The following is a 13317-nucleotide window of genomic DNA, read 5'->3' as shown; positions in this document are numbered from 1 at the left end:
CCAACGTGTTAACGCTTTCAACTGACGACCTTTATACATTACCATCAGTATTAATTTTTCGTCAATTAGTAAAACAAACTAGTCCGATTAAATCATTCGTTTATCCCATTAAAAAAGAGACCCTCAACAGGTCTCTCACTAGAAATTCCTTTTACAATTGTCCTAGAGCGTCGCTTATTGTAAGATCACCATCTAAGATTTCAAACGTTCTATTAAATGTATTTTCATTCTCTACGATTTCAGCTAATACGGAAGCCACATCTTCTCGTGGAATCTGTCCTGATTTATCTTCGAGCGTTTCTGCTGCGCGAATTTGCCCAGTAGCAGGATCATTCGAAAGTCTTCCTGGTCGAAGGATCGTGTAGGTTAAGTTTGTGGCTTTTAAATACTCATCTGCACGCTTTTTTGCATACAAGTAAGGCTTCATATTATCTGGCCCTTGCTCTGGATAATCAGCACCTACTGTGCTTAAGAGCACGAAGCGTTTTATCCCTTGACGACTTGCTTCATCGATCGATTTGATCGCCCCTTCTTGATCGATAAGAATCGTTTTATCTGCGCCAGTGTGTGGACCTGAACCAGCTGCAAAGATGACTGCTTCACATCCGTACATCGCATGGGAAAAATCTTTTTCTAGATCACCTAGTACAGTTTTTCCACCCGCATCTTCAATGGCTTTCACTTGGTCAGTATCTCGAACCATCCCTACTGGATCGTATCCTTTTTCTGCAAGGCTTTTTATTACATGTGTGCCTACCTGTCCGTTTGCACCGATTACGAGTACTTTCACAACTATCTTCCTCCTTTATATCCATTCACCTCTGTTATTTTCCTCATAAGTAATACAAATAAACACATGAAAGCGCTACAACTAATTGCGAATGTTTTTTTTGAACTAAAATGAGTCGATTTATGTAATTAAAAAGGTTTTTATGGTAAATTGTTAGAATATTTAGTATTGAACTACATATGAAAGGGGATATTATTTTGGAAGCAGTATTAAATAACATTAGCGGATTCGTGTGGGGATGGCCTCTCTTGATCCTCTTAGTAGGAACAGGAATATATCTCACCATTCGTCTAGGATTCTTGCAGTTTACGATGCTACCTTATGCATTGAAGCAAGCCTTTACTAAGAAACAAGATAAATCCTCTGAAGGGGACATCTCACACTTTCAGGCCCTGATGACAGCACTTGCTGCTACGATCGGTACGGGAAATATCGCTGGGGTAGCAACAGCGGTTTTCGTAGGGGGACCAGGAGCTGTTCTTTGGATGTGGATCAGTGCTTTATTCGGAATGGCTACGAAATATGCTGAGGCTATTCTGGCAGTAAAGTACCGATCGGTAGATTCGAACGGAGAGATGTCAGGGGGTCCGATGTACTATTTAGATAAAGGACTCAACATGAGATGGCTTGGAATGATCTTTGCATTTTTCGGAGCATTTGCAGCGTTCGGAATAGGAAACATGGTTCAATCGAACTCTGTTGCTGACGCCGTAGCAACGTTTGGAATCGCTCCATGGATTACAGGTCTTATTTTAATGGTTCTAACTGGTCTCGTTATTCTTGGTGGGATTAAGAGCATTGGACGGGTTACAGCGTTTTTCGTTCCGGTTATGGCACTTTTCTATGTGATCGGTGGCTTAATCGTTCTCCTTATGAACATCGATCTCATTCCAGCTGCCGTATCGTTAATTTTCTCTGACGCTTTCACTGGTGAAGCTGTAGCAGGGGGAGCTATTGGTGCTGTAATCCGTTATGGTGTAGCTCGTGGAGTCTTCTCGAATGAAGCTGGCCTAGGCTCCGCTCCAATCGCTGCAGCTGCTGCTAAAACGGACTACCCTGGTCGCCAGGCACTCGTATCCATGACCCAAGTATTCATCGATACGATCGTTGTTTGTTCCATTACAGGGATCGCTCTTGTAATGGGTGACCTCTATATGGGCGATCTTAACGGTGCTGCACTTACAACGGCTACTTTCGAGAAGTTCCTAGGAGTACCTGGTGCATTAATCGTAACGGTCGGTTTGATTCTTTTTGCATACTCAACAGTATTGGGATGGTCTTATTACGGGGAAAAGTGCTTCTCTTATCTGTTTGGGGAACGTTCGATCAAATATTACCGTTTCGTTTTTGTTCTAGCTGTATTTGTTGGAACAACACTTAAGCTTAATGTCGTATGGCTGCTCGCTGATATCTTTAACGGCTTGATGGCTTTACCAAACTTGATCGGACTATTAGGTCTTTCTGGAGTCGTCGTTGCCGAAACGAAACGTTTCCTTGAAAAAGTAAAAGAAGAAAAACGAGAAGCTCAATCTCAAAGCATGTGATCATTCACAAAAAAGCGGCACCCAGTTGGGTGCCGCTTTTCTTAATCGGTTCTATTAGAAGCTATCTTTGATCACTACGCGCTCTACTGGGAAACGAGCAGATGCATGTGCTTCAGCCGCTGCTTTGCCGATTGAGATCAGCATAACAGGGACATATCTGGATGGGATATTGAATTCGTCGATAAGAGCTTGTGGATTAAAGCCGCCCATCGGAATCGTATCGTATCCCTTTGCTTTCGCTGCAAGCATAAGCTGCATAGCAGCTAGGGAACTATTTTTTACTGCCTCACTGTATGCGAAGCCTTCTCTTTCATATGCTCCATTGATTTGAGAAACCAGTGTTTCCTTGACTGCATTATCCATAAAACCATTCTCTACAGCTTGACCGTAGATTTCTTCTGCATGAAGATTTGCTTCTGTATCTCCAAGAATTACGATGGTAGCAGAGCTATCTACAACTTGTTGCTGATTAAAAGCGATCGGAAGAAGTTTTTCTTTTTTCTCATTATCTTCAATCACGAGAAACTTCCAGTGTTGAAGGTTCCAAGATGATGGAGCTTCAATCGTCGCATTTAGAATTTCATTCATATCTTCATCAGGGATCTTAACCCCTTTTTCATACTTTCTTACGGAATGACGCTCTTTCATTACTTCAAGAGCATCTAGCTTTTGTTCAACTTGTGTTGTCATCTGTTCTCTCCCTTTCCAATCCATTTATCTCTAAGTTTCTTATCTATTATAATGTAACATATTTTATTACAGTTATAAAACATCATTGTTTAGCAGTTGTGGCAGTATCTACCTTTTTTAGTCGGAGCTTTGTTCAGCAAGGATTTTGTATTCCTTTTCAACACTGCAAAAATCGACTTTGGTAGTTGATCTGGAAAATCAAGCTTTAACTTTAATTTTGAAAGCTCTGTCGTAAGCTTAATTGCAAGCTCTGGATATGCTAGGTACAAAGAGCGATAAGATGCTTGATCGAGTTGAATGAGCTCAACATCAGTTATAGCTTTGGCATAAAGGTTTTGATGCACAAAGATCGATCTGTTCCCAAGTACATCATTCGGTCCAAGAACTGCAAGTGGCGTTTTTTCGTCTTGCTGATAAATCGCTACGTTTCCTTGGCGAATGATATAGACATCACGATTCGTATGTTTAGGTCGAATTAAGAACCTTCCTTCATTCCGCTTCAACTTTCTCCCGGATCGCTCTAACTTATTCCAATCCTTTGTTTCAAACTTCGTTTCACTTTTGTTCAATGCCAAACTTACCATGTTCGCTCACCCCCGAATAATTAGAATTTATTTTGTTACAGTTATCCCAAAAACAAAAACAATTATTATAATTGTTTTTGCTTCAGGCTTTGTATAATATCACGAATGGTGTATTTCTTCAAAAATGATGTCAAATGATCCTCAGCATCGGTGAAGATGTCACCAAGGACTTCTGATAAATTCGCTCCCACAAGACAATACTGATTTGCGTCGGTACACTTAGGTTTCAATGAACCGATCGACGTTAACGAGTAGATCTTATCAAGCGTAACATCTTCGACTTTGCATGCTAATGTAAAGCCGCCACCAGCACCTTCTTTAGAGACGATGTATCCGTTTTTCTTTAATAAACTAAGAATTTTTCTCATACGTACAGGATGGACGGATGCACTGCCAGCAAGGTAGTCACTTGTTGACATTTGTCCAGGCTTAATCGCTAATAAAGCCAGACTATGCACTGCAAGAGTAAAATCACTATTCAATTTTAGCGCCCCCTAACACTTTCTTCAATTCCATCCTATCGTACTCCTTTTGTACCTTGCAAGAAAATTTTAACAGGCAACCGCTTCTTTTGACTTATTTCGTACAGCGTTGAGCTGCGCCGAAAGTTCTAAAAACCATTTCTTATCTTTTGTAATAAGAGCTAGATCGATAAGGTTTAAAAGATACGTTTCGTCATGCTCAAAATCCTGCTTTTCCAACAATGAAACCCTATTTTGAAATGTCTCGATAACCTTTCCGACTGTCTCTGGGTTATCACATTCATGCACATATATTTTGATCGTTCCTAGATAATCATTTACTGAATCTACAAATCCTTTCACTAACTCATCGTGAACTGATTTGCCTTTCACCCATTCACCTTTAGTAAATTGAGATTGTTGATGAAGTTGGTTCATCATTATTCTCCCTCCTTATGGAAGATTATCGTGTTCCAACTGCGTCATCGCATAATGTAATAATAAATATTACAGTTAGATTTGTCAAGAGCTTCGATCAAAGACCGAACTCTTCTGCAAGTAAACGATACGATTTCAGTCTCGCGTTAAAATCATACGTTATCGTATTTACGATGACCTCATTGGTTTGATACATGTTACCTAACTCTTCGATTTGCTGTCTTACTTGCTTAGGGTCGCCAACGATTATACGATTTCTGTTTTCCCTGATTCTTGCTTTATCAAACACAGAGTATGGATATTGCAGCGCTTCGTCCGGTGATGGGAAGCCAGTACCTGATTTTCCTTGTTCGATTAATAATATAGCAAGATCAAGACTAGAAGCTAAATACTCTGCTTCTTCCTCTGTTTCGCCGCATACAACAAAAACGGCTACGTTTGTCTTTGGTGTGTCGTTATACTCTGATGGTGAAAAACGCTCCATGTATTTATCGACTACGCTGCTTCCACCATTCCCGTTAATAAAATGAGCAAACGAAAATGCTAATCCTTTATTCGCAGCGATTCTTGCGCTACCACCGCTTGATCCTAGTAACCAAATATCAGGTTTCGTATCTCCTAGTGGTGTCGCATGAACATGATAAGAAGAAGCACGCCCATTTAAGTAATTCGTAAGCTCATCGATTTGTTCAGGATACCGGTCGATATCTCTACGGTTGCCGTCTGCTAATGCTCTTGTAACGTTCGGCATACCGCCTGGTGCACGACCTAAACCTAGGTCGATACGACCGGGGTTTAAAGATTCAAGCATCCTAAAATTCTCCGCCACTTTATACGAACTATAATGGGGCAACAACACCCCTCCAGATCCAATCTTCATATGACTCGTGTTCGCTGCGAGGTGAGCGATCAACACTTCGGGACTAGAGCCCGCAAGACTTTTTGTACTATGGTGCTCAGATACCCAAAATCGATGGTAACCAAGCTTCTCAGTTTCTTTCGCAAGTTCCGTAGTTTCTTTTAAAGCTTCGACCGCTGTTTTATTTTTTGAGACTGGGGATTGATCCAAAACGCTTAATTTCATATATAACGATCTCCTCGATTTGTAAAATAAATTATTACAGTTAAATCATAACAGGTGTTTGTATTCTCTCCAATAAATTTGCTTAAAAAAACAAACGGACCGTCACGCCCGTTAGGTTACGCCGGTCCAGTTTATTTATAGAGCCTAGCTAGGATGTGCTTTCAGCAATTACTATTTCAACACCATGATTCTCGAGCATTTGCTGATACATCCGTTCTGGCATCTTATCAGTAATGATCACATCGATATCTTCAAGCTTCGCAAATGTAAAAAACTCTGATTGTCCAAACTTCGTCGAATCAGCAAGAACGACGACATGTTTCGCTTGATCAATCATCTTCCGCTTCACCATGCCATCCTCTTCATGAGCAATGGTCAGGCCTTGCTCTGTGATCCCAACCACACCTATAAATGCTACATCTGCATTATATGACGCTAGCTTTTCAACAACACTCGATCCATAAAGAAAGAAGTGCTCCTTTTCAAGCTTCCCACCTAGAAGGTGAATGTCGAGGTTTTCTCCTCTAGAGAGGATGTCAGCTTGATGAATCGAATTTGTAAGGATAACAGCGCGCTTTTCAATCAAGTATTCAGCACAAGCTTGTACAGTAGTTGAAGCATCTAGAATAACGATATCACCAGGTTTTATAGTTTCTGCTGCCTTTTTCCCTATAAGATGTTTTTCATTGGTCACTAGAGAAAGTCGGTCTTGATAGGATTTTATTTCGTGACGTAATTGGGGCAATACTGCTCCACCCCTCGTACGCGTTACGGCACCCTCTTCTTCCAATCGAACAAGATCTCTCCTTGCAGTATCTCTAGAAATTTGAAATAGCTCACAGATCTGTTCGACTGAAATCCTTTCGTTCTTCTTAAGATATTCAAGAATCGATAGCATGCGCTCTTCTTGAAACATCGGCAACCCCCACTTCCATTCACTACCATTATAAGTCTATGTAATGATTAAATCAATATTTTTAAGTAATACAGGAAAATAATTAAGTAATTATAAGTAAATGGAGCAGTAGAAAAAGCACCCCATTATAGGGTGCCCTCATTATATTAGTAAGCCCAAACTGCTCCTACGATAATCAATAGAATGAACAAAACAACGATTAGCGCGAAACCTTGACCACATCCATAGCTCATAAAAAAACCTCCCTTCTAATCGAGATATAAGAAAGGTTTAGTAGCCGTAACCGCCGTAACCGCCATAACCACCTTTTCCATAGCAGCATGGTCCTGTATTAGCTCCTCCTACTGCCGCTGCACCAACAATAATTAGAAGGATAAACAATACTACGATCAATGCGAACCCTTTACCGTATCCAGCAGGGCGCACGTTTTCTTTTCCACCGCTCATTTGAAAACCCCCTTTCCTCGAAGGTTACTAATACTATATGTGCAAATTGAATGTAAGGGATGGGCATCTAACCATATTTAGCAAGATTTATATACCTTCACGTGCTCAGAACACATCCGCTACAAAAAGCAAAATGATAACTAGGAGAATAAATAGGATTAGAAAGATAATCAGTTCATCCATAAAAGTTCCCCCCATACATTTTGTATAAATAGAATATGAAGATTTGAATTGAAGAGTGAGACCTTTCTTTCACCATGAAAAAAAGCCCTCAGCGTATGAGGACTTTTTAATACTTATTCCATTGTGTTTCCTTCGGCAGGAATTGGATGTTTTTGAAACATGTTTGCAAAGTGAATGAGGTTATGAGCCATCGTTTTGGCATGACCGACAGAGAAATCGTTCTTATGCCCATTCGCTTCAATATATGAAGCACCTGGTCCTGCTTCACCGACCCAGTACGTATCAACATTAGGAGGAACGGTAAATCCTATATGTGAAAATGCATATAAGATGGATCTTGCCGCGTTTTTTGCTCCATCTTCATTACCAGTGATGACGACACCCCCAACTTTGTTGTAATAGACCGATTGCCCCTTCTCATTCGTTATTCCACTTCCGCCATACAACCGTTCGATAACAAGAGTAGCTACACTGCTTTTCTCACCTAGCCAGAGTGGCGTTCCGATTATTACGATGTCTGCCGCTTTCACTTTTTCAAAAATGATGGGCCACTCGTCGCCATCTCCTTCATCTTCTGAAATTCCGTATGAAATGTTATAATCAGCAGCCCTTATTGTCTCTGACTCCACCCCTTCTTCATGAAAGATCGACTCTGCTTCTTTATAGAGCGCATCCGTGTTTGAAGGTTCATTACTATTCTTTAGTGAGCAATTAAGAAAAAGTGCCTTCAATTCGATAACTCCTCTCTTAAATCAATCGAATTTTATAGTCCACCATTCCCTTCTAATAAGAGAAAATAAACAAAAAACACACCCTGTGGAAACCAGGATGTGCCTTTAGGCTCTTATTCTGTGATGAGCACTAATGGTGGCTCAGACAAAAACTCCATCATATTTTCAGCGTCTTCCGTAACTTTTGCCCATTCAGGAGATTGCAACGCTTCACTTATTCGTTGCTTCGATTCAAACTCAATCGTAGCAGCAAGGTAATAAGACTCTTCTGTATTCAATGCTGCCGTCACATAATTTAAATCGGCCTTCTGGATGTAAGGAACTTGCTGAACAAGCTTAATATGCTCTTGTTCATAGTATTGTCTGAATTTCGCTTCATCAGTAGGTTTCTTATAGATCACGATTACTTTAGCCATTTCGCTTTCTCTCCTTTACTTTGGTTATGCTTCATCATACATCACTATGAAGAATGAAGGCTAACAAAAGCCATCACTGATAAATAACATATTTCTGAAGAAACTATAGAGTAACTTGGTGTTTAAACATCACATTAATAAGGAAAATTATAATAAATGATGTAACCCATTGTATAGGAGGTGAACCCTTACACGTTAGTAAGGGCTCTATTGGAAATCATAAAAATTATTGTCGTTATTATTTTGATCTTGTTGACAGCTTTCTTTGTTGCATCTGAGTTCGCTATTGTAAAAGTACGCAAAACCAAAATCGACTCTTTAGCACTAGAAGGAAATAAAAAAGCGAAATCCGTTCAAAAAGTATTAGGAAATCTTGATGGTTACCTTTCTGCATGTCAGCTAGGAATCACGATTACAGCCCTTGCATTAGGTTGGCTAGGGGAATCAACTGTTGAGCATCTCCTGCACCCTGTTTTTGAACTGATCGAACTTCCTCCAGCAATGGTTGGTACGATTTCGGTCGTAATCGCATTCATTATCATCACATTCCTCCACGTCGTCCTTGGAGAACTAGCACCAAAAACGTTCGCCATTCAAAAAGCTGAGAAGGTTAGTTTACTAACGGCTAGACCTCTCATTTGGTTTTACTGGATCATGTATCCATTCATCTGGACATTGAACGGATCTGCTCGATGGATCGTTCGAGCTCTTGGGTTACCCCCTGCCAATGAACATGAACAAGCCCATTCGGAAGAAGAACTTCGCATCATCTTGTCAGAGAGCTACAAGAGTGGCGAAATTAATCAATCAGAGATGGAGTTTGTCAATAACATCTTTGAATTTGATGAACGATTAGCAAAAGAAATCATGATACCGAGAACCGAAATGACTTGCTTATTCCTTGATAACACAACAGAAGAGAACCTCTCGATCATGAAAAGTGGAAAGTATACCCGCTACCCTATTGCGGATGGCGATAAAGATAAGATTGTAGGTGTCGTCAATATAAAAGAAGTACTTACTCAATACAAGTGGGGAGAGGACCTTTCATTAGAAGATTACATTCATCCGATTCATCATGTGATCGAGTCGACTCCTATTAAAAAGTTACTTGCAAAGATGCAAAAAACACATAGTCACATCGCGATCGTGGTGGATGAGTACGGAGGTACAGCTGGTCTCGTTACAGTAGAAGATATCCTTGAAGAAATCGTTGGGGAAATCCAAGATGAATTTGATTCTGATGAAAAACCACCGATTCGTAAAGAAGAAAACGGTCGTATTATCGTTGATGGTAAAGCCCTTATAAGTGATATAAATGAGTATCTCGGCTTAACGATTGAAGATGACGAAGTGGACACGATCGGAGGATGGGTGCTTACACATGACATGGAACCCGTTCAAGGAACAACGTTAACCTTCGAGGATTATGAGTTTAAAGTATTGGAAATCGATGGCCATCAAGTAAAAGAAGTTGAGATTAGAGCAAAACAATCCTAGAAAAAACAGCTGACACGAGTCAGCTGTTTTTACATTAGAAGATCCACCCATATTTTGATCGACGTTCCTAGAATTAGAGCTGCAAGCAGCCATTGAAGGATCTTAGTGTTCACTTTTTTTCCAGCGTTTGCACCAAGAGGCGCTGCGATTAGACTAGCGATGATCATGATCGCCGCTGGCAACAACAGAACCTGTCCTGTCGCTAGCTTTCCTACAGTTGATCCGATTGAAGAAATAAACGTGATTGCAAGTGATGATGCAATCGTCATCCTTGTTGGAATCTTAAGAACAACAAGCATAATCGGAACTAATAGAAATGCACCGGCTGCTCCTACGATGCCTGCACCGATCCCAACGATAAACGCCAGGCTTGCAGATAACCATCTGTTAAACTTCACTTGATCTAGTGGAATATCATCGATGCCTTTTTTAGGAATAAACATCATGACCGCTGCAATCGCTGCTAATAAGCCATAGACAACGTTGATGCCTTGTTCTGACATTAAGTTAGATCCATAACCACCGATAAAGCTTCCGATCAGTATACTTACTCCCATATATAGAATGAGCTGTTTATTGAGGTATCCACCTTTACGGTATGCAAACACACCTCCGATGGTAGCGAAGAACACCTGAACAGCACTGATTCCTGAAACTTCATGAGCACTAAATGCTGTAAAACCGAGAAGTGCTGGAATGTACAGGAGCATCGGATATTTGATGATCGATCCACCGATCCCAACCATACCTGATATATATGAGCCTACAAATCCAATTAAAAATATTGTAATAATAAAACCAAAATCCATATGCACTCACCTCACAATAAAGAAGGGGCACTGAACAGTACCCCATATCTTAACTTACGCCTTTTTAATCCAGAAAGAGAATACGCCGTCTTCTTCTTCTGACTTAAGAAGTTCATGTCCTCCAGATTTTGCCCATGCAGTCAAGTCACTTTTTGCACCTTTATCTGTTGCTTGAATCTCAAGAATCTCTCCTGATTCGATTTCCTTCATTGCTTTCTTTGTTTTAACGATTGGCATTGGACAAGCTAGTCCTTTTGCGTCTAATGTTTTTTGTGCATTCATGTTAATAACCTCCTAATTATTTTACCGCACAGCGGTTTGGTCCAATTTCCATTTCTCTTTGCGCTTCTTCATCAGGGCTGATTTTACCCATATTTGTTTCGCGAATTTCTTGATAAGCATTTGGCTGAGGAGGAAGGTTTTCAGTTACCATCGTGCGGAAATCTTCCTCTTTTTCTACGTTTAACCCGTCATTCACACGATAAAGTTCATCGAGTTGCGCTGACACTTCACCATTTTCACCAAGTTCTTCAATCTTTGAAAAGTGTGCTGGCAACACTGTTAATTCGCCCGCCATGTCTTTATATCGGTTATACAGCGTCTCTCTTAAATCGCCAACCCAATCCTCTGCTTTACCAGCAAGGTCAGGACGTCCGATCGAATGAACAAACAAAATATCTCCTGTTAGTAGGAACTGATCTTGAACGATGAAGGACGTGCTTCCAATCGTATGACCTGGCGAATAGAGTGGCTCGAGCTTTACTTCTCCAATTGTAAATACATCTCCCTCTTTTAGAGGCGTGTATTCAAACGTGACTTCTCCTGCATCTTCTTCAGGAAGATAGTAGGACGCGTTCATTTGATCAGCTAATTCTCTACCTCCAGAAATATGATCCGCGTGAAGATGAGTATCAAACGTAGCTTTAATCTTCAGGCCTTTCTTTTCTGCAAAAGATGTGTAGTTCTCGATCATACGGTTCGCATCAACCACTGCAGCTTCCCCATTTGATTCGATCATATAAGAAAGGCAACCTTTACCGAGTCTCACAAATTGATAGAGTGCTCCTCCTGGAAGATCACCTACTTTTACAGGTTCAAGGTATTCACTCCAAGCCTTCATTCCACCAGGTAGGTAAGAAACGTTTTGAACACCTGCTTCTACTAATTCTTCCCCTACAAAGATAGAAGACCCCTCTTTTGCACAAACAACCAAGATGTCTTTATCTTTAGGAAGATCTTCAAGAATCTCCTCTACTCCATCGATCAAGTCAAAGTAAGGGACGTTCATACTTTTTACAGACTCACCTTCAATTTTCCAGTCTGCGTATGCATCCTCATTTCGTACATCAAGAATAAAGAGATCGTTTTTATTAATAATTCTAGATGCTACTTCACTTGCATGCATCTTTTTCAAGCTCATCTTTTATACCCCCAACCGTATTTTTGTTAGTAAAAAAAATTATACTTTTGACGTTGTTTCGCCAGTCCAACCTGACATACCAGGCATCACATTAATCGCCTCAAAACCACTGTTAGCTAGTTTTTGAGCAGCTAGATCGCTTCTTGACCCGGTACGGCAGATAACGAGTACTTTCTTATCACGATTAAGTTCATTCATCTTATCTTCGATTTCTCCAAGTGGCATAGAAATCGCATTAGGAATATGACTAAACGCATATTCAGCTGGTTCACGAACATCTAAGAGGGTGTAACCATCCTCAGAAAGTAATCCAGTTAACTCCTCATTTAAGATAACGTGAGGATGCTTTTGTTCTGGAACCGTTTCATGATCAGAAGCTTTGCGTAAATAATGGATCAACACATCATCTTCTTCTACAGTTCCCAGATAATGATGCCCTACTTTCTCAGCCCATGCTTTGATATCAGCTTTTGAGCCTTTGTCTGTTGCCTGAATTTCGAGAACAACTCCAGGGTCTAGATCTTTCATCATTTTTTTCGTTTTGACAATCGGCATAGGACAAGCAAGCCCTTTAGCATCTAATACGTGATCTGTTTGAATCATAACGATACCTCCTGAATGTTTGGTTATTCTGTTGCACCGGTCCACTCCGACATTCCGCCTGTCATGTTCAAGACGTTATAGCCGTTGGACTTTAATACCATCGATGCCATACTACTTCTTCCACCAGATTGACAAACGATGATATGCTCTGTTTCTTTGTCGAGTTCGCTCATTCTAGACTGAATGTCATTCACAGGAATGTTGTAAGCCCCAGGAATTTTACCTGTTGCAACCTCTCCCGGACCACGAACATCAACGATGCTCATCTTTTTGCCTTTCGCTAACATCTCGTTCAATTCGTCTGGCGTAATATCTTTCACATATCCTGACATATGACCTTCCTCCTTTATCTCCACGCGTTTAACCCACCGCGAACATTATAAAGATCGGTAAACCCTTGCTTCTTTAACACCTTACATGCACGGGCACTTCTCATGCCACTCTGACAAAGCACGACAGTTTCCTTCTTTGGATCAAGCTCTTTGCCTCGCTTACTAAGCTGATCGAGAGGCATATTCTTAAATTCCTTCACTTTGTTGCCTTTGTATTCCATCGGCGTTCTTACATCGATGAACTGTACATCACGATTTCCAAACTTCGATTTTGCTTGTTCGGTACTAATAGTATGAACGCCTTTTCCACTTCTTTTCAAAAGGATTGAACCTATTAACACAATCGCTATAACAATTAGGAATTCCATC

Annotated in this window: 19 protein-coding genes; 2 read left to right on the top strand and 17 right to left on the bottom strand. The window is 40.5% G+C overall.

Annotated elements, in window-relative coordinates:
- Positions 1–151 precede the first annotated feature (151 nt).
- Positions 152–790, bottom strand: a complete 639-nt coding sequence (locus ACXAEY_RS03990) for an SDR family oxidoreductase (RefSeq protein ID WP_474810614.1) — start codon at positions 788–790, stop codon at positions 152–154.
- Between the two features lie 179 nt (positions 791–969).
- On the opposite strand from ACXAEY_RS03990, the gene ACXAEY_RS03985 reads away from it, so the two are divergent.
- Complete coding sequence (locus tag ACXAEY_RS03985) at positions 970–2334, top strand: alanine/glycine:cation symporter family protein (protein ID WP_474810613.1); 1365 nt, start codon at positions 970–972, stop codon at positions 2332–2334.
- Between the two features lie 54 nt (positions 2335–2388).
- Here ACXAEY_RS03985 and ACXAEY_RS03980 read toward each other — a convergent pair whose 3' ends face one another.
- From ACXAEY_RS03980 to ACXAEY_RS03935, 10 genes are all read right to left on the bottom strand, one after another.
- Entirely contained in the window at positions 2389–3024 is a 636-nt protein-coding gene (locus ACXAEY_RS03980) for a nitroreductase family protein (RefSeq protein ID WP_270179991.1), read from the bottom strand.
- An 89-nt stretch (positions 3025–3113) separates the two neighbouring features.
- Positions 3114–3608 carry a Crp/Fnr family transcriptional regulator gene (locus tag ACXAEY_RS03975; RefSeq protein WP_474810612.1) on the bottom strand — a complete coding sequence of 165 codons (495 nt, stop codon included), beginning with the start codon at positions 3606–3608 and terminating at the stop codon, positions 3114–3116.
- A 65-nt stretch (positions 3609–3673) separates the two neighbouring features.
- Positions 3674–4090 carry an RrF2 family transcriptional regulator gene (locus tag ACXAEY_RS03970; protein WP_474810610.1) on the bottom strand — a complete coding sequence of 139 codons (417 nt, stop codon included), beginning with the start codon at positions 4088–4090 and terminating at the stop codon, positions 3674–3676.
- Between the two features lie 69 nt (positions 4091–4159).
- The gene (locus tag ACXAEY_RS03965; protein ID WP_270179994.1) at positions 4160–4510 is read right to left on the bottom strand and encodes an IDEAL domain-containing protein; all 351 of its coding nucleotides are present in this window, start codon (positions 4508–4510) and stop codon (positions 4160–4162) included.
- Positions 4511–4604: 94 nt separating this feature from the next.
- Positions 4605–5591, bottom strand: coding sequence for an LLM class flavin-dependent oxidoreductase (locus ACXAEY_RS03960; protein WP_270179995.1), 987 nt, complete (start codon positions 5589–5591; stop codon positions 4605–4607).
- 148 nt (positions 5592–5739) lie between these two features.
- A complete protein-coding gene (locus tag ACXAEY_RS03955; RefSeq protein ID WP_474810609.1) occupies positions 5740–6507 on the bottom strand; it encodes a DeoR/GlpR family DNA-binding transcription regulator in 768 nt (255 codons plus the stop codon).
- A 146-nt stretch (positions 6508–6653) separates the two neighbouring features.
- Complete coding sequence (locus ACXAEY_RS03950) at positions 6654–6740, bottom strand: YjcZ family sporulation protein (RefSeq protein ID WP_224880103.1); 87 nt, start codon at positions 6738–6740, stop codon at positions 6654–6656.
- A gap of 37 nt (positions 6741–6777) precedes the next feature.
- Complete coding sequence (locus ACXAEY_RS03945) at positions 6778–6954, bottom strand: YjcZ family sporulation protein (RefSeq protein WP_318246488.1); 177 nt, start codon at positions 6952–6954, stop codon at positions 6778–6780.
- A 296-nt stretch (positions 6955–7250) separates the two neighbouring features.
- Complete coding sequence (locus ACXAEY_RS03940; protein ID WP_474814730.1) at positions 7251–7874, bottom strand: flavodoxin family protein; 624 nt, start codon at positions 7872–7874, stop codon at positions 7251–7253.
- A gap of 107 nt (positions 7875–7981) precedes the next feature.
- Positions 7982–8284 (bottom strand): EthD family reductase, encoded by a 303-nt coding sequence (locus ACXAEY_RS03935; protein WP_270179997.1) that lies wholly within the window; start codon positions 8282–8284, stop codon positions 7982–7984.
- A gap of 210 nt (positions 8285–8494) precedes the next feature.
- On the opposite strand from ACXAEY_RS03935, the gene ACXAEY_RS03930 reads away from it, so the two are divergent.
- Positions 8495–9784: a hemolysin family protein gene (locus ACXAEY_RS03930; RefSeq protein WP_270179998.1), complete on the top strand. Its 1290-nt coding sequence runs from the start codon at positions 8495–8497 to the stop codon at positions 9782–9784.
- 29 nt (positions 9785–9813) lie between these two features.
- Here the strand turns inward: ACXAEY_RS03930 and ACXAEY_RS03925 are convergent, their stop codons facing one another.
- From ACXAEY_RS03925 to ACXAEY_RS03900, 6 genes are read right to left on the bottom strand one after another with little or no spacing between them, the layout of a single operon-like run.
- Positions 9814–10593: a sulfite exporter TauE/SafE family protein gene (locus tag ACXAEY_RS03925; RefSeq protein WP_270179999.1), complete on the bottom strand. Its 780-nt coding sequence runs from the start codon at positions 10591–10593 to the stop codon at positions 9814–9816.
- Positions 10594–10647: 54 nt separating this feature from the next.
- Positions 10648–10875 carry a sulfurtransferase TusA family protein gene (locus ACXAEY_RS03920; RefSeq protein ID WP_270180000.1) on the bottom strand — a complete coding sequence of 76 codons (228 nt, stop codon included), beginning with the start codon at positions 10873–10875 and terminating at the stop codon, positions 10648–10650.
- A 16-nt stretch (positions 10876–10891) separates the two neighbouring features.
- Positions 10892–12013 (bottom strand): MBL fold metallo-hydrolase, encoded by a 1122-nt coding sequence (locus tag ACXAEY_RS03915; RefSeq protein ID WP_474810608.1) that lies wholly within the window; start codon positions 12011–12013, stop codon positions 10892–10894.
- A 39-nt stretch (positions 12014–12052) separates the two neighbouring features.
- On the bottom strand, positions 12053–12616 hold the full coding sequence (locus ACXAEY_RS03910) for a sulfurtransferase TusA family protein (RefSeq protein WP_474810607.1): 564 nt from the start codon (positions 12614–12616) through the stop codon (positions 12053–12055).
- A gap of 23 nt (positions 12617–12639) precedes the next feature.
- On the bottom strand, positions 12640–12948 hold the full coding sequence (locus tag ACXAEY_RS03905) for a rhodanese-like domain-containing protein (protein ID WP_474810606.1): 309 nt from the start codon (positions 12946–12948) through the stop codon (positions 12640–12642).
- Between the two features lie 14 nt (positions 12949–12962).
- Entirely contained in the window at positions 12963–13316 is a 354-nt protein-coding gene (locus ACXAEY_RS03900; RefSeq protein ID WP_474810604.1) for a rhodanese-like domain-containing protein, read from the bottom strand.
- Position 13317: the final 1 nt, after the last annotated feature.

The organism is Anaerobacillus sp. ABA4_114, assembly GCF_056159065.1.
This window is presented reverse-complemented; position numbering and strand designations above follow the sequence as displayed.

Bases quoted from the DNA above. Each gene is read 5' to 3' on its own strand.
- ACXAEY_RS03915 (WP_474810608.1), bottom strand. From the start codon at position 12,013: ATGAGCTTGAAAAAGATGCATGCAAGTGAAGTAGCATCTAGAATTATT.
- ACXAEY_RS03955 (WP_474810609.1), bottom strand. From the start codon at position 6,507: ATGTTTCAAGAAGAGCGCATGCTATCGATTCTTGAATATCTTAAGAAG.
- ACXAEY_RS03905 (WP_474810606.1), bottom strand. From the start codon at position 12,948: ATGTCAGGATATGTGAAAGATATTACGCCAGACGAATTGAACGAGATG.
- ACXAEY_RS03950 (WP_224880103.1), bottom strand. From the start codon at position 6,740: ATGAGCTATGGATGTGGTCAAGGTTTCGCGCTAATCGTTGTTTTGTTC.
- ACXAEY_RS03910 (WP_474810607.1), bottom strand. From the start codon at position 12,616: ATGATTCAAACAGATCACGTATTAGATGCTAAAGGGCTTGCTTGTCCT.
- ACXAEY_RS03985 (WP_474810613.1), top strand. From the start codon at position 970: ATGAAAGGGGATATTATTTTGGAAGCAGTATTAAATAACATTAGCGGA.
- ACXAEY_RS03925 (WP_270179999.1), bottom strand. From the start codon at position 10,593: ATGGATTTTGGTTTTATTATTACAATATTTTTAATTGGATTTGTAGGC.
- ACXAEY_RS03920 (WP_270180000.1), bottom strand. From the start codon at position 10,875: ATGAATGCACAAAAAACATTAGACGCAAAAGGACTAGCTTGTCCAATG.
- ACXAEY_RS03980 (WP_270179991.1), bottom strand. From the start codon at position 3,024: ATGACAACACAAGTTGAACAAAAGCTAGATGCTCTTGAAGTAATGAAA.
- ACXAEY_RS03945 (WP_318246488.1), bottom strand. From the start codon at position 6,954: ATGAGCGGTGGAAAAGAAAACGTGCGCCCTGCTGGATACGGTAAAGGG.
- ACXAEY_RS03900 (WP_474810604.1), bottom strand. From the start codon at position 13,316: ATGGAATTCCTAATTGTTATAGCGATTGTGTTAATAGGTTCAATCCTT.
- ACXAEY_RS03935 (WP_270179997.1), bottom strand. From the start codon at position 8,284: ATGGCTAAAGTAATCGTGATCTATAAGAAACCTACTGATGAAGCGAAA.
- ACXAEY_RS03975 (WP_474810612.1), bottom strand. From the start codon at position 3,608: ATGGTAAGTTTGGCATTGAACAAAAGTGAAACGAAGTTTGAAACAAAG.
- ACXAEY_RS03965 (WP_270179994.1), bottom strand. From the start codon at position 4,510: ATGATGAACCAACTTCATCAACAATCTCAATTTACTAAAGGTGAATGG.
- ACXAEY_RS03960 (WP_270179995.1), bottom strand. From the start codon at position 5,591: ATGAAATTAAGCGTTTTGGATCAATCCCCAGTCTCAAAAAATAAAACA.